The sequence below is a fragment of the Paraburkholderia ribeironis genome, from assembly GCF_900019265.1.
Classification (GTDB): Bacteria; Pseudomonadota; Gammaproteobacteria; order Burkholderiales; family Burkholderiaceae; genus Paraburkholderia; species Paraburkholderia ribeironis.
On record NZ_CYGX02000004.1, the window covers coordinates 110,425 to 136,472 of the forward strand.

General features: G+C 64.3%; 24 protein-coding genes. 13 read left to right on the top strand and 11 right to left on the bottom strand.

The genetic code is table 11. The features are described 5' to 3' along the window. Window positions 1-124: 124 nt before the first annotated feature. Window positions 125-667, bottom strand: coding sequence for a response regulator transcription factor (locus tag BN2475_RS01240; protein ID WP_094777765.1), 543 nt, complete (start codon window positions 665-667; stop codon window positions 125-127). Next, window positions 664-1,974, bottom strand: a complete 1,311-nt coding sequence (locus BN2475_RS01245) for an ATP-binding protein (protein ID WP_094777766.1) — start codon at window positions 1,972-1,974, stop codon at window positions 664-666. The genes BN2475_RS01240 and BN2475_RS01245 overlap by 4 nt, the downstream gene beginning before the upstream one ends. Before the next feature lie 129 nt (window positions 1,975-2,103). Here BN2475_RS01245 and BN2475_RS01250 point away from each other — a divergent pair, with 129 nt between their 5' ends. After that, complete coding sequence (locus BN2475_RS01250) at window positions 2,104-3,741, top strand: tetratricopeptide repeat protein (protein WP_094777767.1); 1,638 nt, start codon at window positions 2,104-2,106, stop codon at window positions 3,739-3,741. A 56-nt stretch (window positions 3,742-3,797) separates the two neighbouring features. Here the strand turns inward: BN2475_RS01250 and BN2475_RS01255 are convergent, their stop codons facing one another. Further along, window positions 3,798-4,022 carry a cysteine-rich CWC family protein gene (locus tag BN2475_RS01255; RefSeq protein ID WP_094777768.1) on the bottom strand — a complete coding sequence of 75 codons (225 nt, stop codon included), beginning with the start codon at window positions 4,020-4,022 and terminating at the stop codon, window positions 3,798-3,800. A 274-nt stretch (window positions 4,023-4,296) separates the two neighbouring features. Here BN2475_RS01255 and argB point away from each other — a divergent pair, with 274 nt between their 5' ends. From argB to BN2475_RS01295, 7 genes are all read left to right on the top strand, one after another. Further along, complete coding sequence (argB, locus tag BN2475_RS01265) at window positions 4,297-5,196, top strand: acetylglutamate kinase (protein WP_094777769.1); 900 nt, start codon at window positions 4,297-4,299, stop codon at window positions 5,194-5,196. A gap of 270 nt (window positions 5,197-5,466) precedes the next feature. Continuing rightward, a complete protein-coding gene (locus BN2475_RS01270) occupies window positions 5,467-6,186 on the top strand; it encodes a pyrimidine 5'-nucleotidase (RefSeq protein ID WP_094777770.1) in 720 nt (239 codons plus the stop codon). A gap of 50 nt (window positions 6,187-6,236) precedes the next feature. Further along, a complete protein-coding gene (gene slmA / locus BN2475_RS01275; protein ID WP_094777796.1) occupies window positions 6,237-6,932 on the top strand; it encodes a nucleoid occlusion factor SlmA in 696 nt (231 codons plus the stop codon). Between the two features lie 323 nt (window positions 6,933-7,255). After that, on the top strand, window positions 7,256-8,401 hold the full coding sequence (gene metX, locus BN2475_RS01280) for a homoserine O-succinyltransferase MetX (protein ID WP_094777771.1): 1,146 nt from the start codon (window positions 7,256-7,258) through the stop codon (window positions 8,399-8,401). After that, window positions 8,398-9,006: a methionine biosynthesis protein MetW gene (gene metW, locus BN2475_RS01285; RefSeq protein WP_094777772.1), complete on the top strand. Its 609-nt coding sequence runs from the start codon at window positions 8,398-8,400 to the stop codon at window positions 9,004-9,006. The genes metX and metW overlap by 4 nt, the downstream gene beginning before the upstream one ends. Window positions 9,007-9,021: 15 nt before the next feature. Then, window positions 9,022-10,416, top strand: coding sequence for an AmpG family muropeptide MFS transporter (locus tag BN2475_RS01290; protein ID WP_094777773.1), 1,395 nt, complete (start codon window positions 9,022-9,024; stop codon window positions 10,414-10,416). Further along, window positions 10,413-11,621, top strand: a complete 1,209-nt coding sequence (locus BN2475_RS01295) for a M48 family metallopeptidase (protein WP_425435442.1) — start codon at window positions 10,413-10,415, stop codon at window positions 11,619-11,621. The genes BN2475_RS01290 and BN2475_RS01295 overlap by 4 nt, the downstream gene beginning before the upstream one ends. Before the next feature lie 27 nt (window positions 11,622-11,648). Here BN2475_RS01295 and BN2475_RS01300 read toward each other — a convergent pair whose 3' ends face one another. The 5 genes from BN2475_RS01300 to gatC form a co-directional block, all read right to left on the bottom strand. Next, window positions 11,649-12,428 carry an exodeoxyribonuclease III gene (locus BN2475_RS01300; protein ID WP_094777774.1) on the bottom strand — a complete coding sequence of 260 codons (780 nt, stop codon included), beginning with the start codon at window positions 12,426-12,428 and terminating at the stop codon, window positions 11,649-11,651. Window positions 12,429-12,474: 46 nt separating this feature from the next. Further along, window positions 12,475-13,314 (bottom strand): PPK2 family polyphosphate kinase, encoded by an 840-nt coding sequence (locus BN2475_RS01305; protein ID WP_094777775.1) that lies wholly within the window; start codon window positions 13,312-13,314, stop codon window positions 12,475-12,477. A gap of 123 nt (window positions 13,315-13,437) precedes the next feature. Further along, window positions 13,438-14,913: an Asp-tRNA(Asn)/Glu-tRNA(Gln) amidotransferase subunit GatB gene (gene gatB / locus BN2475_RS01310; RefSeq protein ID WP_094777776.1), complete on the bottom strand. Its 1,476-nt coding sequence runs from the start codon at window positions 14,911-14,913 to the stop codon at window positions 13,438-13,440. A gap of 5 nt (window positions 14,914-14,918) precedes the next feature. Beyond that, window positions 14,919-16,406 (bottom strand): Asp-tRNA(Asn)/Glu-tRNA(Gln) amidotransferase subunit GatA, encoded by a 1,488-nt coding sequence (gatA, locus tag BN2475_RS01315; RefSeq protein ID WP_094777777.1) that lies wholly within the window; start codon window positions 16,404-16,406, stop codon window positions 14,919-14,921. A 179-nt stretch (window positions 16,407-16,585) separates the two neighbouring features. Then, window positions 16,586-16,885, bottom strand: coding sequence for an Asp-tRNA(Asn)/Glu-tRNA(Gln) amidotransferase subunit GatC (gene gatC / locus BN2475_RS01320; protein ID WP_094777778.1), 300 nt, complete (start codon window positions 16,883-16,885; stop codon window positions 16,586-16,588). Between the two features lie 378 nt (window positions 16,886-17,263). On the opposite strand from gatC, the gene BN2475_RS01325 reads away from it, so the two are divergent. From BN2475_RS01325 to rodA, 5 genes are all read left to right on the top strand, one after another. Continuing rightward, window positions 17,264-18,307 carry a rod shape-determining protein gene (locus BN2475_RS01325; protein ID WP_004189550.1) on the top strand — a complete coding sequence of 348 codons (1,044 nt, stop codon included), beginning with the start codon at window positions 17,264-17,266 and terminating at the stop codon, window positions 18,305-18,307. A 152-nt stretch (window positions 18,308-18,459) separates the two neighbouring features. Continuing rightward, window positions 18,460-19,578 carry a rod shape-determining protein MreC gene (gene mreC / locus BN2475_RS01330; protein ID WP_094777779.1) on the top strand — a complete coding sequence of 373 codons (1,119 nt, stop codon included), beginning with the start codon at window positions 18,460-18,462 and terminating at the stop codon, window positions 19,576-19,578. Beyond that, window positions 19,575-20,087 (top strand): rod shape-determining protein MreD, encoded by a 513-nt coding sequence (gene mreD / locus BN2475_RS01335; RefSeq protein ID WP_094777780.1) that lies wholly within the window; start codon window positions 19,575-19,577, stop codon window positions 20,085-20,087. The genes mreC and mreD overlap by 4 nt, the downstream gene beginning before the upstream one ends. 146 nt (window positions 20,088-20,233) lie before the next feature. Then, window positions 20,234-22,606 carry a penicillin-binding protein 2 gene (gene mrdA / locus BN2475_RS01340; protein ID WP_094777781.1) on the top strand — a complete coding sequence of 791 codons (2,373 nt, stop codon included), beginning with the start codon at window positions 20,234-20,236 and terminating at the stop codon, window positions 22,604-22,606. Window positions 22,607-22,616: 10 nt separating this feature from the next. Beyond that, a complete protein-coding gene (gene rodA / locus BN2475_RS01345) occupies window positions 22,617-23,765 on the top strand; it encodes a rod shape-determining protein RodA (protein WP_094777782.1) in 1,149 nt (382 codons plus the stop codon). Window positions 23,766-23,877: 112 nt separating this feature from the next. Here rodA and BN2475_RS01350 read toward each other — a convergent pair whose 3' ends face one another. From BN2475_RS01350 to queD, 3 genes are all read right to left on the bottom strand, one after another. Then, complete coding sequence (locus BN2475_RS01350; protein WP_094777783.1) at window positions 23,878-24,600, bottom strand: tetratricopeptide repeat protein; 723 nt, start codon at window positions 24,598-24,600, stop codon at window positions 23,878-23,880. Further along, complete coding sequence (locus BN2475_RS01355) at window positions 24,597-25,379, bottom strand: HpcH/HpaI aldolase family protein (RefSeq protein ID WP_094777784.1); 783 nt, start codon at window positions 25,377-25,379, stop codon at window positions 24,597-24,599. Before BN2475_RS01355 ends, BN2475_RS01350 begins: the two co-directional genes overlap by 4 nt. Window positions 25,380-25,601: 222 nt before the next feature. Next, window positions 25,602-26,048 carry a 6-carboxytetrahydropterin synthase QueD gene (gene queD, locus BN2475_RS01360; RefSeq protein ID WP_094777785.1) on the bottom strand — a complete coding sequence of 149 codons (447 nt, stop codon included), beginning with the start codon at window positions 26,046-26,048 and terminating at the stop codon, window positions 25,602-25,604.

Consider the following 26,048-nt stretch of genomic DNA (forward strand, 5'->3'; position numbering starts at 1 on the left):
ATTTCGTCCCGGGCAATTCATATTGCCTGATACAGATCAAATGTGAAGCGTAAAAAAACGGGCTGCCCTCAATAAGGCAGCCCGTTTCCTTTTGGGCCGCCCACATGGCGGCACGGCATCGCGCTTACTGTTTGACCGGCCGCTTGGCGAGCTTGCGCTGCAGCGTCCGACGATGCATGTTCAACGCCCGCGCTGTGGCCGAAATATTGCCGCCGTGCTCCGCGAGCACGCGTTGAATGTGCTCCCACTCGAGCCGCGCAACCGACAGAGGCGTCGGATGCTCGATCGCCTCTTCGGCTTGCAGCGCGCTCGCTTCGCTTTGCAACGCCGACAGAATCGTCTCGACGTTAGCGGGCTTCGCAAGGTAGTTATCCGCGCCGTCTTTCACGGCCTGCACCGCGGTTGCGATGCTTGCATAACCCGTCAGCACCAGCATGCGCGCATCGGGCTGCAGATCGCGCAAGGGCGCCACGAGCGTGAGGCCGGAGTCGTTGCCGAGATGCAGATCGACCGTGATCTGGCTGAACTTCTGCTGGTTCGCCAGCTTGATCGCCTCGTCCGCGTTGTGCGCTTCGCTCACCGTGTAGCCGCGCCTCGTCAGACCGCGAGCGAGAATGCCGGAGAACACCTCATCGTCGTCGATCACCAGAAAATTCTTTTCGCTCATGCCTGTTTCTCCGTGTTGATTGGCGCGGCGCCTTGACGGCCCGCGCCGGAAAGTTTGCGCTCGGCCGGCGGAAGTTTCAGCACCGCACGCGTGCCGCGCGGCTTGATCGCACTGACGTCGGTCAGTTCGATCGATCCCCCCAGACGCGCCGCCGCCGAAAAAGCCAGATAGAGGCCCACGCCGTGTCCGCCCTGCGTGCTGTCCACCGGCATCGCGCCGAGCGAGCCGCGCAATGCGGCCGGGATACCCAGGCCAGCATCGCACACTTCGAACACGATCTGGCCGCCGCGCGACGCGAGCGAACACGACAGCGTCACGTGATCGCGACTCGCACGCGCGGCGTTGTCGAGCAGAATCGTGAGGATCTGGCTGACGGCCACCGTATCGTCGAGGCTGACATCCGCGGGCGGCACACCGATCCGCTCAAACTTCACATGCGGATGGCGCAAGCGCCACTGCTCGGCAAACGACCCGAGCCAATCGGCAACCGGTTGCCGATTGGTGGTGGTCGACGCGCGGCTGCGCAAGCGGGCCAGCGCCGACGTGCACAACGCCATCTGCTGCTCGAGTAATTCGAGATCGGCGCTGTACGGCGCGAGCCCCTGATCGCTGCGTGCGGCGTCGCGTAATTCTTCCGACAGCATCGCGATTGTAGACAGGGGTGTGCCGATTTCGTGAGCCACGGTGGCAGCCTGCACGCCAAGCGCGACCGCGCGTTCGTCGTGAAGCAAGCGCTGCTGCGCTTCTCCGAGCGCTGCGTCACGTAGCCGCAGTGCTCGCGACATCCGCGCGACGAACCATGCAATCAGCCCGACGCTGACCATGAAGTTGACCCACATGCCCGCGCGATAGTAGTCGAACAGGTTGGCCGGATTATCGAGATTGAGCGGTACCGAATCGAAACCGAGCATCGCGTAGCAGGTCACGGCGAATGCCGCGAGCCACGCCATCAGATGCCATGGCAACACGGCGGCGGCGATGGCCAGCGATGGCAGGTAGAGCGAAACGAACGGATTGGTGGTGCCGCCGGACAGAAACAGCAGTGCGGACAACGCGCCGAGATCGACCCAGATCTGGCCGAACAGCTCCATGTTGGATTCGGGTCGTTGCTGCGAAACGCGCCACCAGGTGAGCGCGTTGAAAAGCACTTCGAGGGCGATCACCAGCAACATCGCAGGCAACGGCAAGTGCACGCCGATGAAGATCTGCACGAACGCGATCGTCACCAGCTGACCGATGATCGCGAGGCTGCGCAGCCAGAACAGATGCTCGAGATTGACCCGGCCGGTGTTGGTTATGCGATGCATCACGCTAGTCTACCTGTTCGGAAGGATCCGACTGACTTCGCCGCCTTGCCTCCGGTATCATGACTTCTTTGCGACAGCGTCGCGTGGGCCGGTTTATCTTGATTGGTTCTTGCGCCGCGCAACTGTCCCATGCTGCCCACCTCCCATCGCGAAGCCAACAACTTTTCAGCTTTCCTGACTTTTTTGCGCGAGGCTGCCGCTGCCCGAACAAGCGGTGCCGCGGCAACAGAAGCCAGATGCCTGGCCGCCGCGGCGCAACAGCATTCACTCGACGACGCGTCGCTCGGATCGCTGATCACGTCGTTGCTCAAACAAAGTCGCCATGACGAGGCGATTGAACTTGCCGCCATTATTGCCCAACTTGATCCGCACCGCGCTCTGTCGCACTTTCGCGTCGGCTATGCGTTGCAGATGGCCAATCGGCATCGCGAAGCAATCGCCCCATATCGACGCGCGCTCGCCATCGATCCGACGCTGCCGAAGCTGCGCAATAATCTCGCCGGTGCACTGGCTTTCGTGGGCGGCGATTTGCGCGAGCGGCTAGCGCTACTGGAAAGTGCGGTCCGCGATGAACCCGGCGACGCAGACGCCTGGATCAATCTCGCCGACGCGTGCCGCGCGAATCTGGATCTGCCGCGTGCGCTCGAGGCCGGTGCGCACGCCGTGCAATGCGCGCCGCTCAGCCCGCTGGCGCACAACAACTATGCGCTGGCGCTACGTGAAGCGCAACGCTGGACCGAAGCGGAGCAAGCCGCGACAACGGCCTGCACGCTGGCTCCGCACAACGCCACCATGCGCTCCAATCTCGGCATGCTGCAACTGATGCTAGGCGATTACGAACACGGCTGGTTGTCGCACGAAGCGCGCTGGGACGGCTCGCTGGAACTGGGCGGCAAACGTCCGTCGATGCCGGCGCCAACCTGGCACGGTCAACCGCTCGCCGGTAAAACGCTGCTGGTGTGGGGCGAACAGGGTATGGGCGACCTGTTGCAGTTCAGCCGCTACATTCCGATGCTGGCGACGCACGTTCATCGCGAAGGCGGCCGTCTGATCTGGAATTCCTTCCCGCAAATGGGCGCGCTGCTCGCGCGCAGCCTTGGCCGCAATGTAGACGGCTACTCCGCTGGCGGCGGTGTCGAATCGCTACCGCCGTTCGACTATGAGATTCCGCTGCTCACCCTGCCTTTACTATTCGACACGCGCGTGCAGATGATCCCGGCCACCACGCCCTATTTGTTCGCGGCCGCGGCAGCGCGCGAGTCCTGGCGCACGCGGCTTGCGAACGAGGCACGGCTCAAAGTGGGGCTGGCCTGGACCGGCAGCCATGGCCATCAGCGCAATCCATTCCGGCGAGTCGGCTGGGAACGCTATGCCGCGCATTTCGGCGGCATGCAGGACGTGGCGTTTTATTCGCTGCAACCGGGCGCTGACGCCGACGTGGCGGCAGCGCGAGCGGCCGGCTTGCCGATGGCCGACTACACGGCCAAATTCGCGACCTTCGACGACACCGCCGCGTTCGTCAGCGCGCTCGATCTGGTCATCACGGTTTGCACGTCAGTGGCGCATCTGGGCGGCGCGCTCGGCCAGCGCACCTGGGTGCTGCTCGACGTCAATCCGCACTGGGTATGGCTGCTCGAACGCAGCGACAGTCCGTGGTATCCGAGCGCGACGCTCTACCGGCAGCCGCAATTCGGCCAATGGGATCCGGCTCTGCAAGCGGTCGCTCGCGACCTGCGGGCACTGGTGGCGCAACATCGCACCGCGTAGCTGACGGGCGTTTCGCTCATGCCCTGCTGCGAGCTGTGGAGTGTGTGGCTTGCGGTTCAGGTTGAATCAGCGCCGGGCAACGCGTGAGCGGCTCGCGCGATCTCCGCGGCCAGACATTCCGGACACAAACAAGCGCGGGCCGGATCGAGCCTGTCAGCGGGTAACGACGGCATCGCACGGCACCAGCAATCGCACGGCTGCGTACGCATGCCGCAGTCGAACGCGCTACCGCAGCGCGGGCAGCGCGCGCTGCGTTCAGAGCGGGAGGCGGACGATTTCATGACGTGCCAGAAGTTCTCGCCGAGGCATCTATCGGGAAATGATGCCACGACTCGCGCGCCGGCGTGAGTCGTCCATTCGGCCAATTCACAAACGTCACGCGAGTGCGCTAATCTCACCCGTCCTCACCCGTCGATCCGCGCCCGCAGCCTGCGATGGCGCGGCGCGCAAAACCTGCGCCGCCGACCGCCTGCGCCGCTGTCGAAAACCCTGTTGCAGCGCGCCAGTCCTGTACAATTCGCCGTGTTTTAACTGTTCCTGCCTGAGCCCGCCGCCATGTCCGAGCTTCCCGACCTTTCGCAGATCGCGCCCACCCTGAAGGCTGAAATCCTGGCCGAGGCGCTGCCCTACATTCGCCAGTATCACGGCAAGACCGTGGTCATCAAATACGGCGGCAACGCCATGACCGAAGAGCGCCTGAAGCAAGGCTTCGCCCGCGACGTGATCCTGCTGAAACTGGTCGGCATCAATCCGGTCATCGTGCACGGCGGCGGTCCGCAAATCGACCAGGCGCTGAAGAAGATCGGCAAACAGGGCACGTTCATCCAGGGCATGCGCGTCACCGACGAAGAGACGATGGAAGTCGTCGAATGGGTGCTCGGCGGCGAAGTGCAGCAGGACATCGTCACGCTGATCAACCACTTCGGCGGACACGCGGTCGGCCTGACCGGCAAGGACGGCGCCCTGATCCATGCGCGCAAGATGCTGATGCCGGACCGCGACAATCCGGGCCAGTACGTCGATATCGGCCAGGTGGGCGAAGTCGAGGCGATCAACCCGGCGGTGGTCAAGGCGCTGCAGGACGACGCATTTATTCCGGTGATCTCGCCGATCGGCTTCGGCGAAGACGGCTTGTCGTACAACATCAACGCGGACCTGGTCGCAGGCAAGCTGGCGGTCGTGCTGAACGCCGAAAAGCTCGTGATGATGACCAACATCCCCGGCGTGATGGATAAGGAAGGCAACCTGCTGACCGATCTGTCGGCGCGCGAAATCGACGGCCTGTTCGCCGACGGCACCATCTCCGGCGGCATGCTGCCGAAAATCTCATCGGCGCTGGATGCGGCCAAGAGCGGCGTGCGCTCGGTGCACATCATCGACGGCCGCATCGAGCACTCGGTACTGCTGGAGATTCTCACCGAACAGCCGTTCGGCACGATGATCCGTTCGCATTGATTCCTGCGTCGTGCCCGGCACACACCCGGCACACACGGCGCGTCGCAACGACACGCCATGTGTGCCGCGCGGTCAGGCCGCCAGGCCACGCAGCAGGCGCGGCTCGCTCGGCGGCCCATTACGCGCCGCCACGGCGTGCCGTTTTCCCCCTCTTCCCCGCTCTTCCCCGCACTTTCTCTTGCGTCGCCACCGCCACTGCGCACCTTCCCCGCACCGTCCGCGTTCGCAGTGTGAAGCCACCATCCTCGCCTGAAGGCGCTCTCCACCACCATGCGCACCTCCACTTCCCGGCGCCGTCGTCCGCATATCGCAGGCGGCAAACCCGTCTGGCTGTTCGACCTCGACAACACGCTGCACCACGCCTCGCACGCGATTTTCCCGGCGATCAATCAGGCGATGACGCAGTACATCATCGACGCACTGCAGGTGGAACGCGCCGAAGCCAACCGTCTGCGCATCGGCTACACGCAGCGCTACGGCGCAGCGCTGCTCGGCCTCACGCGCCACCATCCGCTCGATCCGAACGACTTCCTGAAAGTCGTGCACACGTTCCCCGACCTCGGCGAGATGATCCGCCACGAACGCGGCGTCGCGCGTCTCGTCGCAGCGCTACCGGGCCGCAAGATCGTGCTGACCAACGCGCCTGAAGCCTATGCTCGCGCGGTGCTCGCCGAACTGCGCATCGAGCGTCAGTTCGAGCGCGTCATCACGATCGAGCACATGCGCGATCGGCAGCGCTGGCGTGCCAAGCCCGACCATGCGATGTTGCGCAAGACCATGCGCAGCGCTCACGTATCGCTGAAGGACGTGATCCTCGTCGAAGACACGCGCTCGCATCTGAAGAACTACCGGCGCCTCGGTATCCGCACGGTATGGATCACCGGTCATCTGCCGCGCAGGCCGAACGCGGACGGCAACGAGACGCGCCTGCCGGGGACCGGCCGGCCACACTATGTCGACCGGAGCATTCGTTCGTTAAAATCGCTATGACCGGGCAGCCGCCCGGTTCGACTGAAGCGCCAGCAGCCGGGACGACAGCCATGCAGCCGATCGACAAGCCTGACGAAGCCGTAGCCGAACATACCCCCACGGCGCAGGCCGCGCCGCGTGCGCAACGCCTGAAGCCGGGCGAGCGCCGCGTGCACATCCTGCAGACGCTCGCCGCGATGCTGGAGGCGCCGAAGAGCGAAAAGATCACCACGGCTGCGCTCGCCGCCCGGCTCGGCGTATCGGAGGCTGCGCTGTATCGCCATTTCGCCAGCAAAGCGCAAATGTTCGAAGGGCTCATCGAGTTCATCGAGCAGACGCTCTTTGGCCTGATCAACCAGATCGTCGACAAGGAAAGCAACGGCGTGCTGCAAGCCCGAGCGATCGCGTTGATGCTGCTCAACTTCCCCGCAAGGAACCCTGGCATGACGCGCGTTCTGACCTGCGAGGCGCTGGTCGGTGAACATGAACGGCTGACCGAGCGCGTCAACCAGATGCTGGAGCGCGTGGAGGCGTCGCTGAAGCAGTGTTTGCGGCTGGCGCAAATGGAGACGAACGCCAGTGCGGGCGACAGCACCAGCGACAACGCACACGCCGCCGTGCCGCTGCCGGCCGGCTACGATCCCGCGATCCGTGCGAGCCTGCTCGTGAGCTACATCATCGGCCGCTGGCACCGCTATGTACGCAGCGGTTTCGCCCGTCCGCCCGTCGAACACGCCGACGCACAACTGCTGCTGATTCTTCAGTAGTCCATGCGGGTCCACGCGGGTCCACGCGGACCCGCGACGCGTGATGGGCGCGCCCGCGCCGCTGCCGCACGAAATTTTCCGCTATACTTTGCGCCTGACTGTGGTCCCTCGATGCATCGGACCGCACTTCGGAACCAACCTGAATACCTTGAACACCTGTCACGCGCCGATTTGCTGACTCGATTGCGGGCGCGCGAACCAGTGGGAATGCTCCCGCGGTTCACTATAAATGCGGCTAAAGAGGTCGTCAGCCGCGCACACAGTCTCTTCCCCGTGCTTTGCCGACGCCGTCTAGCCGCCCGGTTTTCTTAATGGCGGAATGAATGGAATCGATCGGCATCGTCGCTCCCCAAAAAATGCATTTCACCGAGCCGCTGCAGTTGCAGAATGGCAGCTCGCTGGCCGGCTACGACCTCATGGTCGAGACCTACGGCACGCTCAATGCCGCGCGCAGCAATGCGGTGCTGGTCTGCCACGCGCTCAACGCGTCGCACCACGTGGCCGGCGTGTACGCCGACAATCCCAAGGACATCGGCTGGTGGGACAACATGGTCGGCCCAGGCAAGCCGCTCGACACCGACCGGTTCTTCGTGATCGGCGTGAACAACCTGGGGTCGTGCTTCGGCTCGACCGGGCCGATGAGCATCGATCCGGCCACCGGCGTGCCGTATGGCGCAACGTTTCCCGTCGTGACGGTGGAGGACTGGGTCAACGCCCAGGCGCGCGTCGCCGATCAATTCGGCATCACGCGCTTCGCCGCGGTGATGGGCGGCAGCCTCGGCGGCATGCAGGCGCTCGCGTGGAGCATGATGTATCCGGAGCGCGTCGCGCATTGCATCGTGGTCGCGTCCACGCCCAAGCTGTCGGCGCAAAACATCGCGTTCAACGAGGTCGCACGCTCGGCGATCCTCTCGGACCCGGACTTCCACGGCGGCAACTACTACGCGCACGGCGTGAAGCCGAAGCGCGGCTTGCGCGTCGCGCGGATGATCGGCCACATCACGTATCTGTCGGACGACGACATGGCCGAGAAATTCGGCCGCTCGCTGCGTCGCGCGGAAGGCGCAGTGGACGCGTACAACTTCAACTTCGACGTCGAGTTCGAAGTGGAATCGTATCTGCGCTACCAGGGCGACAAATTCGCCGATTACTTCGACGCGAACACGTACCTGCTGATCACCCGCGCGCTCGACTACTTCGATCCGGCCAAGGCCTTCGACGGCGATCTGACCGCGGCGGTCGCCCACACCACGGCGAAATACCTGATCGCCAGTTTCTCGACCGACTGGCGTTTCGCGCCGGCCCGCTCGCGCGAACTCGTCAAGGCGCTGCTCGACCACAAGCGCACGGTCACCTACGCGGAGATCGACGCGCCGCATGGCCACGACGCCTTCCTGCTCGACGATGCGCGCTATCACAACCTGCTGCGTGCCTACTACGAACGTATTGCTAACGAGGTGAACGCATGAACCAGCGAGCACTCGATTACCTGGCATTGCGCCCGGACTTCCGCGCGATCGCCCGCTGGGTCGAACCGCGCGCCACGGTGCTGGATCTGGGTTGCGGCGACGGCTCGCTGCTGTCGCTGCTCACCGAGGAACTCGAGGTGCAGGGCTACGGCATCGAAATCAACGACGCGGGCGTGCTGGCGGCGACGCAACACGGCATCAACGTGATCCAGCAGAATCTGGAAGACGGGCTGCGCCTGTTCGAAGACGGCAGCTTCGATTTCGCGATTCTGTCGCAAACGCTGCAAACCATTCACCAGACCGCGGCGATCCTGCGCGAGACGGTGCGGGTCGGCAAGGAATGCATCGTGTCGTTTCCGAACTTCGGCTACTGGGCGCACCGGCTGTCGGTGCTGCAGGGCCGTATGCCGGTATCGAAGTCGCTGCCGTATCAGTGGCATAACACGCCGAACGTGCGGGTGCTGACGATCAGGGATTTTGAGGCGCTCGCGCCGGAAGTCGGCATCGAAATTCTCGACCGCGTCGTGCTGCACGACGGACAGGTGGTGCGATGGGGTGTGAACTGGCGTGGTAGTCTTGCGGTCTATCGCGTCAAGAAAAGCTAACCCCCTGTTATTCACATGTCGAACCCGCCGCACGAGGCGCCTGCACTTACCGCTCACGAAGAACATCCCGGCTGGCGCGCGTTCCTGAATACGCGCATGCTGATCTGCGTCTTTCTCGGCTTTACGTCGGGATTGCCGCTGTTCACGCTCGTCTATCTGGTGCAGGCATGGCTACGCTCCGAAGGCGTCAATCTGAAGGAAATCGGCCTGTTCGCGCTGATCCAGTTTCCGTACACGTGGAAATTCGTCTGGGCACCGCTGATGGACCGCTACGTGCCGCGTCTGCCGGGCTGGCGTCCGGGCAGACGGCGCGGCTGGATGCTCATCACGCAGATTCTGGTGGCCGGCGCGATCGCGGTTTTAGGGTTCGTGTCGCCGCGCGATGCGATCTGGACCGTGGCGGCGTTGACGGCGCTGGTCGCGTTTTTCGGCGCCAGCCAGGACATTGCGATCGACGCGTACCGGCGCGAGCTGCTCAGCGATACGCAGCAGGGCCTCGGCAACGCGGTGCATGTGAACGCCTACAAGATCGCGGCGCTGGTGCCCGGCTCGCTCGCGTTGATTCTGTCCGATCATTTGCCGTGGACCACCGTTTTCATCACGACGGCCGCGTTCATGCTGCCGGGCATGATCATGACGCTGGTGGTGCGCGAGCCCGAAGTGCAGGGTAAGCCGCCGAAAAATCTGCGCGAAGCGATCGTGGAGCCGTTCAGGGAATTCATTCAGCGCGACGGCTGGCGTGGTGCGCTGTTCGTGCTCGGTTTCATCTTTCTGTACAAGCTCGGCGACACGATGGCGACTACGCTGTCCACGTCGTTCTTTCTCGACATCGGTTTTTCGCGCACGCAGATCGGCGTGATCGCGAAGACCACCGCATTCGGCGCGAGTCTCGCGGGCGGGATCATCGGCGGGCTGTGGTTGATGAAGATCGGCATCGGCCGGGGCTTGTGGATCTTCGGCTTCCTGCAGATGGTCTCGACGCTCGGCTTTGCGTGGCTCGCGCATCTCGGCCCGGCTTCGCCCGGGCTCGCGGCGATTTACGACATCGCCGTCGCGCTGAGCGACGGCCTCACACGACTGCTCGCTCTGGTGGACATCGATTGGGCCGTGCAACTCGAGCCGCGCTCGGTCGCGCTGGCGCTTGTTTACGGCTTCGAAACCTTCACCACCGGTCTGACGCTGGCCGCCTTCACCGCCTACATTGCGAGCACCACCGACCCGCGCTACACGGCCACGCAGTTCGCGCTCTTCACGAGCCTCGCTTCGGTGCCGCGCACATTGGCTTCGGCGGCGAGCGGCTTTGTGGTCGCGCGGATCGGGTGGTTCGACTACTTCATCGTCTGTACCGCGCTGGCATTGCCCGGCATGCTGCTTCTGCTGCGTATCTCGCCGTGGAGAACCCGGTCATGACGGCGCGGCTGCCGATGCGCGCGCTGCGCCTCTGTACGACCCGGGCGCCATCGCTCAAGGCAAGCCGCATGGTGCTGCACGCAGCATGGGTGATCGGCTGCGCGAGCGGCCTCACGTTGGTGATGCCGTCGAGCGCCTATGCGGCCGGCCCCTCTGCGCCGGGTGTCAGCGCAGCGCAGGCCGCACCGGTCAACGCGCCTGCACCAGCGATCGCGCCCGCGCCGACCGCCAGGTCCGCGACGGTCGCGGCCAGCACCGAGAATGCGACGTCGGCGGCACCGGGCGCGAACAGCGCTGCAAGCACCAACACCACCAGTGCGCCCAGCGCCGGCAATGCGCCGGCCGCCGCCGCGCCGACCTCGCCGACGCAATCGTCCCCGTTGTCGTACACGCCGAACACCCAGTTGCGCTACGGCGGCTACATGGTGTTCCGCAACCTGATCCCATCGCCGGTGCTCGAGGCGCAAGCCGCCGAGGAGTTCGGCCAGATTGCGTACGGCGCCGAGCACGCAAAACGCCTATATGCCGACACCGACGCGCACGTCACACGAGTGCGCTCGATCGTCGACCGGATGATCCCGTACTCGCTGAAATGGAACGAACGGGCCAAAAACTGGAAGTGGGAGGTCGCCGTAGTGCGCTCGCCCGATATCCGCGCGTACTGCCTGCCGGGCGGCAAGATCGTCGTGTATGGCGGACTACTCGACCGCGTGCGCCCGAACGACAACGAGCTCGGCATGGTGCTCGGACACGAGATCGCGCACGCGCTGCGCGAACATGCGCGCATGCGGCTCGGCCAGTTGCATGCGAGCCAGCTCAATTCGTCCGGAACGATTCCGCAGCTGTTCGGGCTCGCCGATCTCGGCGCGGCGCCGCTCGGCATCGGCTCGCGCCTGCTGGACATGAAGTACGAGGACACCGACGAAACCGAAGCCGACGTGATCGGCAGCGATATCGCGTCGCGCGCCGGCTTCGATCCGCGCGCAGCGGTCACGATCTGGGACAAGCTCGCGCAGGCCACGCGCGACGATCGCGACCGCGGCTTCATCTACGTGCATCCATACCCGTCAGCGCGTCGCGAGGATATCATCAAGCGCCTGCCGGACATGCTGCCGCTCTACGCTAAGGCGATCGGCAAAACCGTGGATGCGTTGCCGGATTACGCCGGCATCGGCCGTCCGCGCCGCAAGCTCGCCCGCGATTGAGACCGGGTCGCGCGGGCCAGCCCGGGCTTATTTCTTGACGTTGTGATCGTAGTCGACCGTCAGCGGCGCATGGTCGCTGAACTTGATGTCGCGGAACACGTCGGTGCGCTTCGCCTGGCTCGCGATGCCCGACGTCGCGATCTGATAATCGATCCGCCACCCGACGTTCTTCGCGTACGCCTGACCGCGATTGCTCCACCACGTGTATTGTTCGGGCCGCGGGTCGAGCGTGCGGAACACATCGACGTATCCGACTTCGTCGAACAGCTTCGTCAGCCACGCGCGTTCTTCAGGCAGGCAGCCTGAGTTCTTCTGGTTGCTCTTCCAGTTCTTGATGTCGATTTCCTTGTGCACGATGTTCACGTCGCCGCATACGATCACCTCACGCTCGCGGGCCAATTCGGCCAGATGCGGCATGAACCCGTCCATGAACCGGAACTTGGCCTGCTGACGTTCTTCGCCGCTCGAGCCCGACGGCACATACACGGAAATCACCGACAGCTTGCCGAAACGCAGTTCGACATAGCGCCCTTCCGGGTCGAACTCCTCGCTGCCGAAGCCGATCACCACTTCGTCCGGCTCGTGACGCGTGTATACGCCCGCGCCGCTATAGCCCTTCTTCACCGCATGCTGGAAATAGCCCGTGAAATCGTGCGGCGCCATGAATTCCGGCGTCATATCGTCCTGCGAGCATTTGATTTCCTGCACGCACAGCACGTCGGCGTTCTGTTCGCCGAACCAGTCGAAAAAGCCTTTCTTCGCCGCTGAGCGGATGCCATTCAGGTTGGCGGTAATCACACGCAACATGTCGTTCCTTTGATGTTCGATTCGTTTTTGAAACCAACGGGCCAGGTCACGCGACCTTGATGCCCTTCAGCGATTCTTTGGCCGGCGGATATTCGAGCTTCAACCCTTCCAACGCACGCAACAGCAGTTCGGCAATCATCACGTTGCGGTGCGTCTTCGAGTTGGCCGGAATCACGTACCACGGTGCGTATTCAGTCGATGTCGCCGCCAACGCATCGCGATAGGCCGTCTGGTACGCATCCCACTGCTTGCGCGCGTCGAGATCGGACACGTCGAATTTCCAGTGCTTGCTGGGGTCGTCGATGCGCGCCTGCAGACGCGTGCGCTGCTCGTCTTTCGAAATGTGCAGCATGCACTTGACGATCGTCGTGCCGCTATACGCGAGCATCTCCTCGAACTGGCGAATGTGACAGCAGCGTTGCTCGAACGCCTGCGCGTCCAGTTCGCCGAGCACGGTCGGCACCAGCAGATCTTCGTAGTGACTGCGATTGAAGATCGCCAACTCACCGGCGGCGGGCGCTTGCGAGTGCACGCGCCACAGAAAATCGTGCGCAAGTTCGGTAGGCGTCGGCGCCTTGAACGGCACGATGCGCAGACCCAGCGGATCGACCTCGTGAAACACCGCGCGGATCGTGCCGTCCTTGCCACTCGTGTCCATGCCTTGCAGCACCAGCAGCACACGCCGCTTGCGTTGCGCGTGCAGACGTTCCTGCTGGATGTCGAGCTGCGCGCCGATCTCCGCCAGACGCACGCGGTCCGAGTCTTTCGAGCCGCTTGAAAACGGCTTGGCGGCCGGGTCGAACGCGTCGAGCGAGAATTTGACGTGTTTCTTGCCGTTGTCGAAATACGGCACGCGGAAATCGTCGAGTTCGGGTTGCTTTGACATCCACACCCTCCGTGATCTGCGTTAAACGGGCCCGCAAAACAAAACGGGCCGTTGCCCCACTTTCGTTTCCGGCAACAGCCCATGCAGGCTCAAGCGTCAACGCTTGAGCCGGTCCACTTCCACTCAGGACAGCTTCTTCTTCAGCAGTTCGTTCACCTGCGCCGGATTGGCCTTGCCCTTGGTCGCCTTCATCGCCTGGCCGATCAGCGCGTTGAACGCCTTTTCCTTGCCGGCGCGGAATTCCTCGACCGACTTCTGGTTCGCGGCGAGCACTTCGTCGATGATCGCTTCCAACGCACCGGTATCCGAAATCTGCTTCAGGCCCTTCGCTTCGATGATGCGATCGGCGGCCACTTCGTCGGTGGCCTTCTCTTCCCAGATCGCGAGGAAGATTTCCTTCGCGATCTTGTTCGAGATCGTGCCGTCGGCAATGCGCTGCAGCAGCAGCGCGAGTTGCGCGGCCGACACCGGGCATGCCGCAATATCCAGGCCTTCGCGATTCAGTTGCGACGACACCTCGCCCATCACCCAGTTGGCCGCGACCTTCGCGTTCGCCGCGCCGACCTTGCCGACCACCGCCTCGAAATACACGGCCGTGGCCTTGCTCGATGTCAGCACGTTGGCGTCGTACGGCGTCAGGCCGTATTGCGAAACGAAGCGTTGCTGGATCGCTTCCGGCAGTTCCGGCATCGTGCCCTTCACGCGCTCGATCCACGCCGCGTCGATCACGAGCGGCATCAGATCGGGATCGGGGAAATAGCGATAGTCGTGCGCGTCTTCCTTGCTGCGCATCGAGCGCGTTTCGCGCTTGTCCGGATCGTATAGACGCGTTTCCTGCACCACCGTGCCGCCGTCTTCGATCAATTCGATCTGACGACGCACTTCGTACTGGATCGCTTCCTCGAGGAAGCGGAACGAGTTCAGGTTCTTGATCTCGGCGCGCGTGCCGAATTCCGCCTGACCGACCGGGCGCACCGATACGTTCGCGTCGCAACGGAACGAGCCTTCCTGCATGTTGCCGTCGCAGATGCCTAGCCATGTGACGAGTGTATGCAGCGTCTTCGCATACGCGACTGCTTCGGCCGCGCTGCGCATTTCCGGCTCGGTGACGATTTCGAGCAGCGGCGTGCCGGCGCGATTCAGATCGATGCCGGTCATGCCCGCGAAGTCTTCATGCAGCGACTTGCCGGCGTCTTCTTCGAGGTGAGCGCGAGTCAGGTTGACGGTTTTCTCGTACGCTTCTTTGCCCGCCTTTTCGTTGGCCGGCACCTGGATCGTCACCTGGCCGCCCTGCACGACGGGGATTTCGTACTGGCTGATCTGATAGCCCTTCGGCAGATCGGGGTAGAAATAATTCTTGCGCGCGAAGATGCTGCGCGGCGCCACTGTCGCGCCGATCGCGAGACCGAACTGGATCGCGCGCTCGACCGCGCCGCGGTTCATCACCGGCAGAGTGCCCGGCAACGCGAGGTCGACGGGGCATGCCTGGCTGTTCGGCGCAGCGCCGAATTGCGTCGCGGCACCCGAGAAAATCTTCGATTCGGTCGACAGCTGCGCGTGGGTCTCCAGACCGATCACGACTTCCCATTGTTTGGTCATGGTGCTCACACTCCTGCCGGTGCCTGGCGGTGCCAGTCGGTCGCGCGCTGGAACGCGTCGGCCACTTGCAGCATCCGGGCTTCATTGAAATAGTTGCCGATGATCTGCAGACCAACCGGACGCCTAGCATTCACGCCCGCGCCGAAGCCGCACGGCACGCTCATGCCCGGCAGACCGGCGAGGCTCACCGACAGCGTGTAGATGTCGGCCAGATACATCTGCACCGGATCGTCGCCCTTCGCGCCGATATCCCACGCCACCGACGGCGCGACCGGTCCCATGATCACGTCGCACTGCTTGAACGCTTCCTGAAAGTCCTGCGCGATGATGCGGCGAATCTTCTGCGCCTGCAGGTAGTACGCATCGTAATAGCCATGCGACAGCACGTAGGTGCCGACCAGAATGCGGCGCTTCACTTCCGCACCGAAACCTTCGGCGCGCGACTTCTTGTACATGTCAAGCAGATCACGGTATTCGGCCGCGCGATGACCGAAGCGCACGCCGTCGAAACGCGACAGATTCGACGAGGCCTCCGCCGGCGCGATCACGTAGTACACCGGGATCGACAATTCGGTTTTTGGCAGCGTGACGTCGACCAGCGTGGCGCCGAGTGCTTCGTATTGCTTCAGGGCGGCGTCGATCGACGCGCGCACGTCGTCGGCCAGACCGGCGCCGAAGTACTCTTTCGGCAGGCCGATGCGCAGGCCGGCGAGCGGCTTGTCGGCGCCCGCGTCCTGCCACGGCTTGCCGAGATAACGCGTGTAGTCTTCGTCGTCGCGCACGAGGCTGGTCGAATCGCGCTCGTCGAAACCGGCCATCGCGTTGAGCAGCGTCGCGCAATCGGCGGCGCTCTTCGCCATCGGACCGCCCTGATCCAGCGACGACGCGAACGCGATCATCCCGTAACGCGACACGCGGCCGTACGTGGGCTTGATGCCCGTGATGCCGGAGAACGACGCCGGCTGACGGATCGAGCCGCCCGTGTCGGTGCCGGTTGCGGCAGGCGCGAGACGCGCGGCCACCGCCGCCGCCGAGCCGCCCGACGAACCGCCCGGCACGGCCTGGCGATCCCACGGATTCTGCACGGGGCCGAAGTACGAATTCTCGTTGGACGAGCCCATCGCGAACTCGTCCATGTTGGTCTTGCCCACGCACACCATGCCGGCGTTCTGCAGACGCGCGACCACGGTCGCATCGAACGGGCTCGCGTAATTTGACAGCATCTTCGAGCCGGCGGTGGAGCGCCAACCCTTGGTGACGAACACGTCCTTGTGCGCGATCGGCAGGCCGACCAGCGGGCCGGCATGGCCGGTGTGAAGCAACGCGTCGGCGGCTTTCGCCTGCGCCAGCGTGAGATCGGGATCGACCTGGATGAACGCGTTCAGGCCATTGGCGGCGTCGATCCGCTTCAGATACAGCTGCGCCAGTTCGACTGCGGAGCATTCCTTCGCCGCCAGTGCGGTGCGCAGTTCGGTCAGACTTTTTTCATGCATTGCGTTTTATCCTGGAAAGCGCGGCAGCGTAGCGACGCTGCCGTGGAGGCGTTCGACTGCCCGCCTGAGAGCCGGATCAAGGCAGCCGGCGGCGACGGCCACGCGCGCCATGTGCGCGGCGCGCGCAAAGCCAAAGCATGCCGCTCGCTCGAGAGCGCGCCGGGTTTGCTGCGCGGTTCTTACTCGATCACCTTCGGCACGAGGTACAGGCCGTCTTGCACGGCCGGCGCCGGGCGCTGGAAAGCGTCGCGTTCGACCGTCTCGGTTACGGCGTCGTCGCGCAGACGCAACGCGACGTCTTCGATCTGCTCGATCGGATGGGCAAGCGGTGCAATGCCGGTGGTATCGACCGCCTGCATTTGCTCGACGAGGCCGAAGAAATCATTGAGCTGGGCACGCGTGTGCTCGGCGTCGGCGTCGGCCAATTCGAGCCGCGCAAGATGCGCGATGCGTTTTACATCGGTCAGAGTCAGGGCCATGCGGTCACCGGAAAATGTGGTGGGCCACCGCAGCATGGAAAACGACACTGCGACAGCAGGTTACGATGCAACAGGAAGACCTTGAAAAAGGGGTCAGCGGCGGCAAAAAGTGCCATCCGTTTCCTTCAAAACATCCAAAATTATAAGGTATCATTACGCGTTCGACCCAAACCCGGACCGACTTACCCAGGCCTTTCTGAACAATTCCAAAAAAGTTCGTTCGGAATTTTCGGCTCTGGCTTTGCAACGGCCTCCGGTAGATTCCCTTGCAGCTTCAAGTCCTGTAGCGCTACTTTCGCCAGGTTGAAGCTGTTATTTTTCCGCTGCCGCCCTACGCATACGTTGCGAGGCCCGGCCCCCAGCGAGACAGGATTTTGAATGTTCGGTTTTTTGCGCAGCTACTTCTCCAACGATCTGGCGATTGACCTCGGCACCGCCAACACGCTCATCTACATGCGTGGCAAGGGCATCGTTCTCGACGAACCGTCGGTGGTTTCGATCCGCCAGGAAGGCGGTCCCAACGGCAAGAAAACCATTCAGGCAGTCGGTAAGGAAGCCAAGCAGATGCTCGGCAAGGTGCCGGGCAACATCGAGGCGATCCGCCCGATGAAAGACGGCGTGATCGCCGACTTCACCGTCACCGAACAGATGATCAAGCAGTTCATCAAGACGGCTCACGAATCGCGCATGTTCTCGCCGTCGCCGCGCATCATCATCTGCGTGCCGTGCGGTTCGACCCAGGTCGAGCGCCGCGCGATCAAGGAAGCCGCGCACGGTGCGGGCGCTTCGCAGGTGTACCTGATCGAAGAACCGATGGCCGCAGCAATCGGCGCCGGCCTGCCGGTGTCGGAAGCCACCGGCTCAATGGTCGTCGACATCGGCGGCGGCACCACGGAAGTCGGCGTGATCTCGCTCGGCGGCATCGTCTACAAGGGTTCGGTGCGCGTCGGCGGCGACAAGTTCGACGAAGCCATCGTCAACTACATCCGCCGCAACTACGGCATGCTGATCGGCGAGCAGACCGCCGAAGCCATCAAGAAGGAAATCGGCTCTGCGTTCCCGGGTTCCGAAGTGAAGGAAATGGAAGTGAAGGGCCGCAATCTGTCGGAAGGCATTCCGCGCAGCTTCACGATCTCCAGCAACGAAATCCTCGAAGCGCTGACCGATCCGCTGAACCAGATCGTCTCGTCGGTGAAGATCGCGCTGGAACAGACGCCGCCGGAACTGGGCGCCGACATCGCCGAGCGCGGCATGATGCTCACCGGCGGTGGCGCACTGCTGCGCGATCTGGACCGCCTGCTCGCAGAAGAAACCGGCCTGCCGGTGCTCGTCGCGGAAGACCCGCTGACCTGCGTCGTACGCGGCTCGGGCATGGCGCTCGAACGCATGGACAAGCTGGGCAGCATCTTCTCGTACGAGTAAGCGAGCCCCGCTCCATGTCAGTAGCACGGATCTGGCAAACGGCCCCTTGCGGGCCGGTTTGCCGTTGGCTGGGCCGACCAGCCTCCGCGCGCTGAACGCGCCTCCCTCGCGCGCCGCCGCCTCACCCACTGTTCACGCCCCCGGCGCCGACCATGGAATACAGTCCGCCGCCCCTGTTCAAACAAGGCCCGTCCGCACTCGCACGACTGCTGTTTTTCGTCGTGCTGGCGCTGGCCCTGCTGATCTCCGATGCGCGCTTCCAGACGCTCGAAATCGTTCGCGGTGTGCTCGGCGCGGGTCTTTATCCGCTGCAACGCGCGGCCCTCGTGCCGCGCGACATCTTCATGGGCGCCGCCGACCTGGCTGTGACCAGCGCCACGCTGCGCGGTGACAACGTAAAGCTGCACGCGAAAGATCTGCTGCTCTCGCAGCAGGCCAATACGGCCGCCGAACTCGCCGCCGAAAACGCCCATTTGCGCGCGCTGCTGCAACTCTCGCAGCGCTCGACCACGCAATCGCTGCCCGCTGAAATCCAGTACGACACACGCGACCCGTTCACGCAGAAGGTGGTGATCGGACGCGGTGCGCAGCAAGGCATCCAGAACGGCTCGCCGGTCGTCAACGAAGACGGTGTGATCGGCCAGGTGACGCGCGTGTTCCCGCTGCAAGCCGAAGTCACACTGCTCACGGACAAGGATCAGGCCGTGCCCGTGCAAATCGTGCGCACCGGCTTGCGCAGCGTGATCTACGGCACGCCGAAGGGCGACGCGCTCGATCTGCGCTTCGTGCCGATCAGCGCCGACGTTCAAACCGGCGACGAACTCGTCACCAGCGGACTCGACGGCGTGTATCCACCGGGACTGCCGGTCGCCAAGGTGGTGCGGGTCGACAAGCAGGCCGACACGGCATTCGCACGCGTGATCTGCCTGCCGGTTGCGCCGGTGCGCGGCGCGCGCCAGCTTCTGGTGCTGCACTATGTAAACGACGTGCCGCCTCGCCCAGCCGAAGAACCCGACGCCGCCACCATCGCGAAGGAAGCGAAAAAGAAGGGCGGCAAGCCGGTCGACGGCAAGGGCGCCACGGACAAATCCGCCGGCAAGCCGGCTGAAAAGCCCGCAGCTGAAAAGCCCGCCGGCGAAAAGCCCACAGCCAGGCCGGCGGAAAAAGCCCCAGCCAAACCGGCCGCCGCGGAGAAGAAGTCCGCCACCGACAAAAAGCCGGCCGCCGAAAAGAACGCGAAGCCGCAACCGACGCCGGGGGCGAAGCCATGAACCGCCCGCAATACATTCTGCAGCCGGTCAATCCGTACTTCATCGCGTTCAGTCTCGCTGCGGCGTTTCTGCTGAACCTGATGCCGTGGGGACGTCTCTTCGGCGTGCCGGACTTCGTGGCGCTCGTGCTGCTGTTCTGGAATGTGCATCAGCCGCGCAAGGTCGGCATGGGCATCGCGTTCCTGCTCGGTCTGCTGATGGACGTACACAACGCCAGTCTGCTCGGCGAGCATGCGCTGGCGTACACGCTGCTGTCGTATGGCGCGATCACGATCCACCGCCGCGTGCTGTGGATGTCGCTCGGCGTGCAGATTTTCGCGGTGATGCCGTTGCTGGTCGTCGCGCAACTGGTGCCGTTCGTGATCCGTCTGCTGACGGGCGCGGCGTTTCCGGGCTGGGGTTACCTGATCGACGGTTTCGTCGAAGCCGCGCTGTGGCCGCTCGCCAGCGTGCTGTTGTTGATGCCGCAACGCCGCCCGGCCGATCCGGACGATACGCGGCCCATTTGATAAAGCAACGGGTCCGCCGGCCGTTGCGTTCCGATGGAACGCTTGCTGCCGGCCCGCCCGGCGCGCTTCGTTGTTCATGCCTGCCGGTTCCCGCCGGATTGGGCGCACACTCTTGATGGCCGTGATCCGGCCTTTTGCAGAATCGCATGACCGAATTCAAGGACACACAGCAACAGCTCTCGAAGTTCCGCCTGCGCGTCGCGGCGGCGGGCCTGTTCGTGTTCGTCTGCTTCGGGCTGATCGGTTTCCGCTTCCTGTTCCTGCAGGTATGGCACTACAGCAAATACTCGCTGCAGGCCGATGAAAACCGCATTTCGGTCGCGCCGATCGTGCCGAACCGCGGCATCATCACCGATCGCAACGGCGTGGTGCTGGCCAAGAATTACTCGGCCTACACGCTCGAAATCACGCCCTCGAAGCTGAACGACTCGCTCGAAAACGTGATCGACAACCTGGCCACGGTCGTGTCGATCGATGCACGCGACCGCCGCCGCTTCAAGAAGCTGCAGGAAGACTCGAAGAACTTCGAAAGCCTGCCGATCCGCACGCGCCTGACCGACGACGAAGTCGCACGCTTCACCGCGCAGCGCTTCCGCTTTCCCGGCGTCGAAGTGCGCGCCCGCCTGTTCCGCCAGTATCCGCTCGGGCCGACTGCGGCGCACGTGATCGGCTACATCGGCCGGATCTCGCAGCGCGATCAGGACCGTATCGACGACGCCAGCGACCAGAACGACAGCGATCCGGAGCACTACGATCCGCGTCTGGACGCCAACAACTACAAGGGCACCGACTACATCGGCAAAATCGGCGTCGAGCAGAGCTACGAGACCGAGCTGCACGGCCAGACCGGTTTCGAGGAAGTGGAAGTGACGGCCGGCGGCCGGCCGGTGCGCACGCTGTCGCGCAGCCAGGCGACGCCCGGCAACAACCTCGTGCTGTCGCTCGACATCGGCCTGCAGCAAGTCGCTGAGCAGGCCTTCGCGGGCCGCCGCGGCGCGCTGGTCGCGATCGAACCTGCCACCGGCGACGTGCTCGCGTTCGTGTCGGCGCCGAGCTTCGATCCGAATTCGTTCGTCGACGGCATCGACCAGCAGACCTGGGACGAGCTGAACAACTCGCCGGACCATCCGCTGCTGAACCGGCCGCTGCACGGCACCTATCCGCCGGGTTCGACCTACAAGCCGTTCATGGCACTCGCCGCGCTGACGCTGCATAAGCGCACGCCGGGCTGGGGCTTCCAGGATCCGGGCTCGTACACGTTCGGCGGCCACACGTTCCGCAACGACATACGCTCGGGTCAGGGCTGGGTCGACATGAACCGCGCGATCGTGGTGTCGAACGACACGTATTTCTACATGCTCGCGCACGATCTCGGCGTCAACAACATCGCCAACTTCATGAAGCCGTGGGGCTTCGGCCAGATCACCGGCATCGATATCTCGGGTGAAGCGCGCGGCATCCTGCCGTCGACGGAATGGAAGCGCAAGGCGTACCGCAAGCCCGAGCAGCAACGCTGGTATGAAGGCGAGACGATCAGCCTGGGCATCGGCCAGGGCTACAACTCGTTCACCATCCTGCAGCTCGCGCACGCCACCGCGACGCTCGCGAACAACGGCGTCGTGATGAAACCGCACCTCGTGCGCGACATCGAAAATCCGATCAGCAAGGACACCCACCCGGTCGTGCGCGATCCGAGCGACAAGATCGCGGTGAAGCAATCGGACATCGACATCATCAAGCACGCAATGGAAGGCGTCGTGACGAACGGTACGGCGTCCAAACTGTTCATCGGCGCGCCGTATCAGGCGGCCGGCAAGACCGGCACGGCGCAGGTGTATTCGCTGCAAGGGGCGAACTACAAGGGCCATGCACTCGCCGAACATCTGCGCGACCACGCGCTCTTCATCGCGTTCGCCCCCGCCGAACAACCGAAGATCGCGCTCGCGCTGATCGTCGAGAACGGCGGCTGGGGTGCGGAGGCCGCCGGCCCGATCGCGCGCAAGGTGCTCGACTACTACCTCGTCGGCAAGAACAAACCGGGTGCCGAAGCGGCCGCCGTCGCGGCAGCGGCATCGGCGACGCTGGACGCGTCCGCGCCTGAAGTCGGCGACGCGCCGCCGCACGATGCTGGCCAGCCGGTCAAGATCGCGGCGGGCTTCACGGCGTTGCCGATTCCGGGTGCGGCGTCGGCGGCGGCAGCGGCAGCGGCAGCGGCAGCGGCGGCTACGGCGGCAGCGGCATCTGCGCCGGTGGCGAACGCCGCATCCGCGCCGGTGGCGACTTCCGCCCCAGTGGCAACAGGGGCGTCGGCCCCGGTGCCTGCTTCCGCGTCCGCCGCCAAAAAATCAACGGCGCGTAAATCCGGCGCTCCGCATCAACCCCGCCCGGCCAGCGAACCGGCGCCGACCGCCGCGAAGCGCCCCGAAGGAAGTCCCCTTGGGGGACGCCCCGAAGGGAGCCCCCTTGGGGGGCAGGCGACGTCGCCACGCCAGCCGGTTACCGGCGGCATCGACGAGTAAGGAGAAAGGCATGCAATTCGACAAGCGCGCCTGGCTCGACCGCATCAAGCGGATGTTCGCGGGCTTCGACCGCCCGCTCGCACTGATCGTGTTTCTGCTGTTGTGCGTGGGCATTGTGACGCTATACAGCGCGAGTCTGGACCTTCCAGGCCGCGTGGAAGACCAGTTGCGCAACATCCTGCTGACGTTCGTGCTGATGTGGGCGCTCGCCAATGTGCCACCCACCACATTGATGCGCTTCGCGGTCCCGCTCTATACGTTCGGGATCGCGTTACTGGTCGCGGTGGCGCTGTTTGGCCTCACGCGCAAGGGCGCCAAGCGCTGGATCAATGTCGGCGTGGTGATCCAGCCGTCGGAAATCCTGAAGATCGCCACCCCGCTGATGCTCGCGTGGTACTACCAGCGCCGCGAAGGCGTGATGCGCTGGTACGACTTTCTGGTCGGTCTGCTGATTCTCGCCGTGCCGGTCGGCCTGATCGCCAAGCAGCCTGACCTGGGTACGGCGGTGCTGGTGTTCGCAGCCGGCTTCTTCGTGATCTACTTCGCGGGCCTGAGCTTCAAGCTGATCGTGCCGGTGCTGATAGCGGGTGTGATCGCGGTCGGGTCGATCGCGGCGTTTCAGGACAAGATCTGTCAGCCCGAAGTGCAATGGCCGCTGATGCACGACTACCAGAAGCACCGCATCTGTACGCTGCTCGATCCGACCTCCGATCCGCTCGGCAAGGGCTTCCATACGATCCAGGCGGTGATCGCGATCGGCTCGGGCGGGCCAATCGGCAAGGGCTGGTTAAAGGGCACGCAGGCACACCTCGAGTTCATTCCCGAGAAGCACACCGACTTCATCTTCGCGGTGTTCTCCGAGGAGTTCGGCCTGGCTGGCGGCATCGTGTTGTTGACGCTGTACATGCTGCTGATCGCTCGCGGGCTGTATATCGCCGCGAACGGCGCGACGCTGTTCGGGCGTCTGCTGGCCGGATCGCTAACGATGGCGTTCTTCACCTACGCATTCGTCAATATCGGTATGGTGAGCGGGATCTTGCCAGTGGTCGGCGTGCCGCTGCCGTTCATGAGCTATGGCGGCACCGCGCTGACTACGCTCGGGGTTGCGATCGGCCTCATCATGAGCGTCGCGCGGCAGAAGCGATTGATGCAGAGTTAGCGCGGCACACGGCCGCCGCGTCGGCCGTCGAAGCCGGCTGCAACAGTGCAACAGGCTCAGACGAACAAGCAGAACGCGCAAGGGGCGCCCCATCGGGAGCGCCCCTTTTAGCTTACTGCGGTTTCACTTCCTTCTGATCGCGCAACTGCGCGCTGAGCTGCTGATACTTCAGACGCGCTGCCGGATCGCCCTGCGCAGCCGCGGCCGCGTAATAGGCGCGCGCCACGTTCAGATTCTTGTCCACGCCATCGCCGCCGCGCTCGTAGAACGAGCCGGTCACGTATTGCGCGGTCATGTCGCCGCCTTGCGCCGCCTTCTTGTACCAGACGAACGCCTGCCGGTTGTCGCGCTCGGTGCCGCGGCCGTCGAGGAACTGGTTGGCCAGCGCAAGCTCCGCCTGCACGTGGCCCTGCTCAGCGGCCTTCAGAAACCAGCGGTGCGCCTCGACCGGATCGCGGCCGACAAACTCGCCATCGTCGTACATCTTGCCGTACACGTACTGGGCGTGCGACATGTTGGCTTCGGCGGCCTTGCGCAGCCATTTCTTGCCTTCGTCGACATTGACTGGCGTGCCTTCACCGTTGAGCAGCATCATCGCGTAGTTGAACTCCGCGAGCCGGCTGCCGCGCTCGGCGGCCTTGCGGAATTCGGCAAGCGCCGCGCCCAGGTTGCCGGCGTTGTAGTCGGCGACCGCGGTCTGCGTCTCCGGATCGTTCGGCTTCGCGATCTGATCCTGAGCATGCGCCGCGCTCATCGCACTACTCATCGCGCTGCCCGTCAGCCACGCCGCCATGATCGCCACACGCACGACGACGCCCTGCCCCTTGCGCTTCATGACCTCACCTCCTGCAACGCCTGGCGGGTCGCGCGCAACATCCACATGACGTCGGCGGCCAGTGCGACAAAACGGAACCCGGCATCGCGATGCTGCTTCGCACTCGCGACATCCATCGCAAACACGCCGGCCGCGATGCCGGCCTTGTCGGCGGCACTGACAACGCGCGCCACCGCCGCCTGCACATCAGCGTGCTTCGAATCGCCAAGATGACCGAGGCTCGCGGCCAGATCGGCGGGCCCGACGAACACGCAATCGACTCCCGGCGTCGCCGCGATCTTCTCGACCTCCTGCAAGCCGCGCGCCGACTCGATCTGCACGATGGTCGCGATCTGCGCGTTGGCCGTCTGCACGTAGTCGCGCCGCATGCCATAGGCCGCTGCGCGCACCACGCCGGCGACGCCGCGTTGACCGTCGAGCGCCCCAGCGGTCGGATATTGCGTGAGACGCACGGCGCGAGCGGCATCGTCCGCGGATTCGATATTCGGGAACATCAGCGTGCGCGCGCCGGCATCCAGCACGCGCTTGACGAGCCAGGCTTCGCTGGCGGGCACGCGCACCACCGGCTCGCTCGGCAGATGCGCGGCGGCGATCGCGCGCAGTTGCGAAGCGACGTCGCGGCTATCGTTCGGCGCGTGCTCCATGTCGATCAACAGCCAGTCGAAACCGGCGTGCGCCAGCGCTTCAGCGGCGGCCTCGCTGCCGAGCGACAGCCATAGCCCGTACAGCGGGCCGGCTTCCGTCAAACGTTGCTTGAGGGGATTGGTGAAGGTGCTCATCGCCGCGCTCCGTGGCGGCGCCCGGCCGCATGACCCGAAACGCGGGAGAACGATCCGGCCTCGTGGGCGAAGTAATCGACCTGGCAAAGACGGGGGCGCTGGCGGCCCGGCTGCCTGCTGCGACGCAATGCGATGACCGGCATGTCTCGCTCCGTGTGGTTATCGCAGCGATCATACAGTGACAAAAACGCAAAGGCGGGATCGCGCGGCCGGCCCCCGGGTTCAGTCGCGGACCACGTCGGCCCAGCAGTTCGGCGTCTCGTACAGACGCACCTTGTGCAGACGCAGATTCACGCCGTAGTGCGCGTCGTACACGCTCGCGAGGATATCGAACGCGATGGCCGCGAGATTTTCGACAGTCGGGATGCGGTCGAGCACGACCGTCTTATGCCCGGGCATGGTTTCCAGAAAGCCGCGCACCGGCGTATCGCCTTCATAGACGAGGAACGCGTGGTCCCACTGCCCGACCAGATGCTCGACGGCGAGCGACTTCACGTCGGCGAAGTCCATCACCATGCCGCGATCGGGCGCGCCTTCGCTGTCGACCAGATCGCCTTGCAGCGTGATTTCGAGCACATAGCGATGGCCGTGCAGATTACGGCACTGGCTGCGGTGATCGGGAATGCGGTGGCCCGCGTCGAATTCGAGTTTTCGTGTAATCGTCAGCAC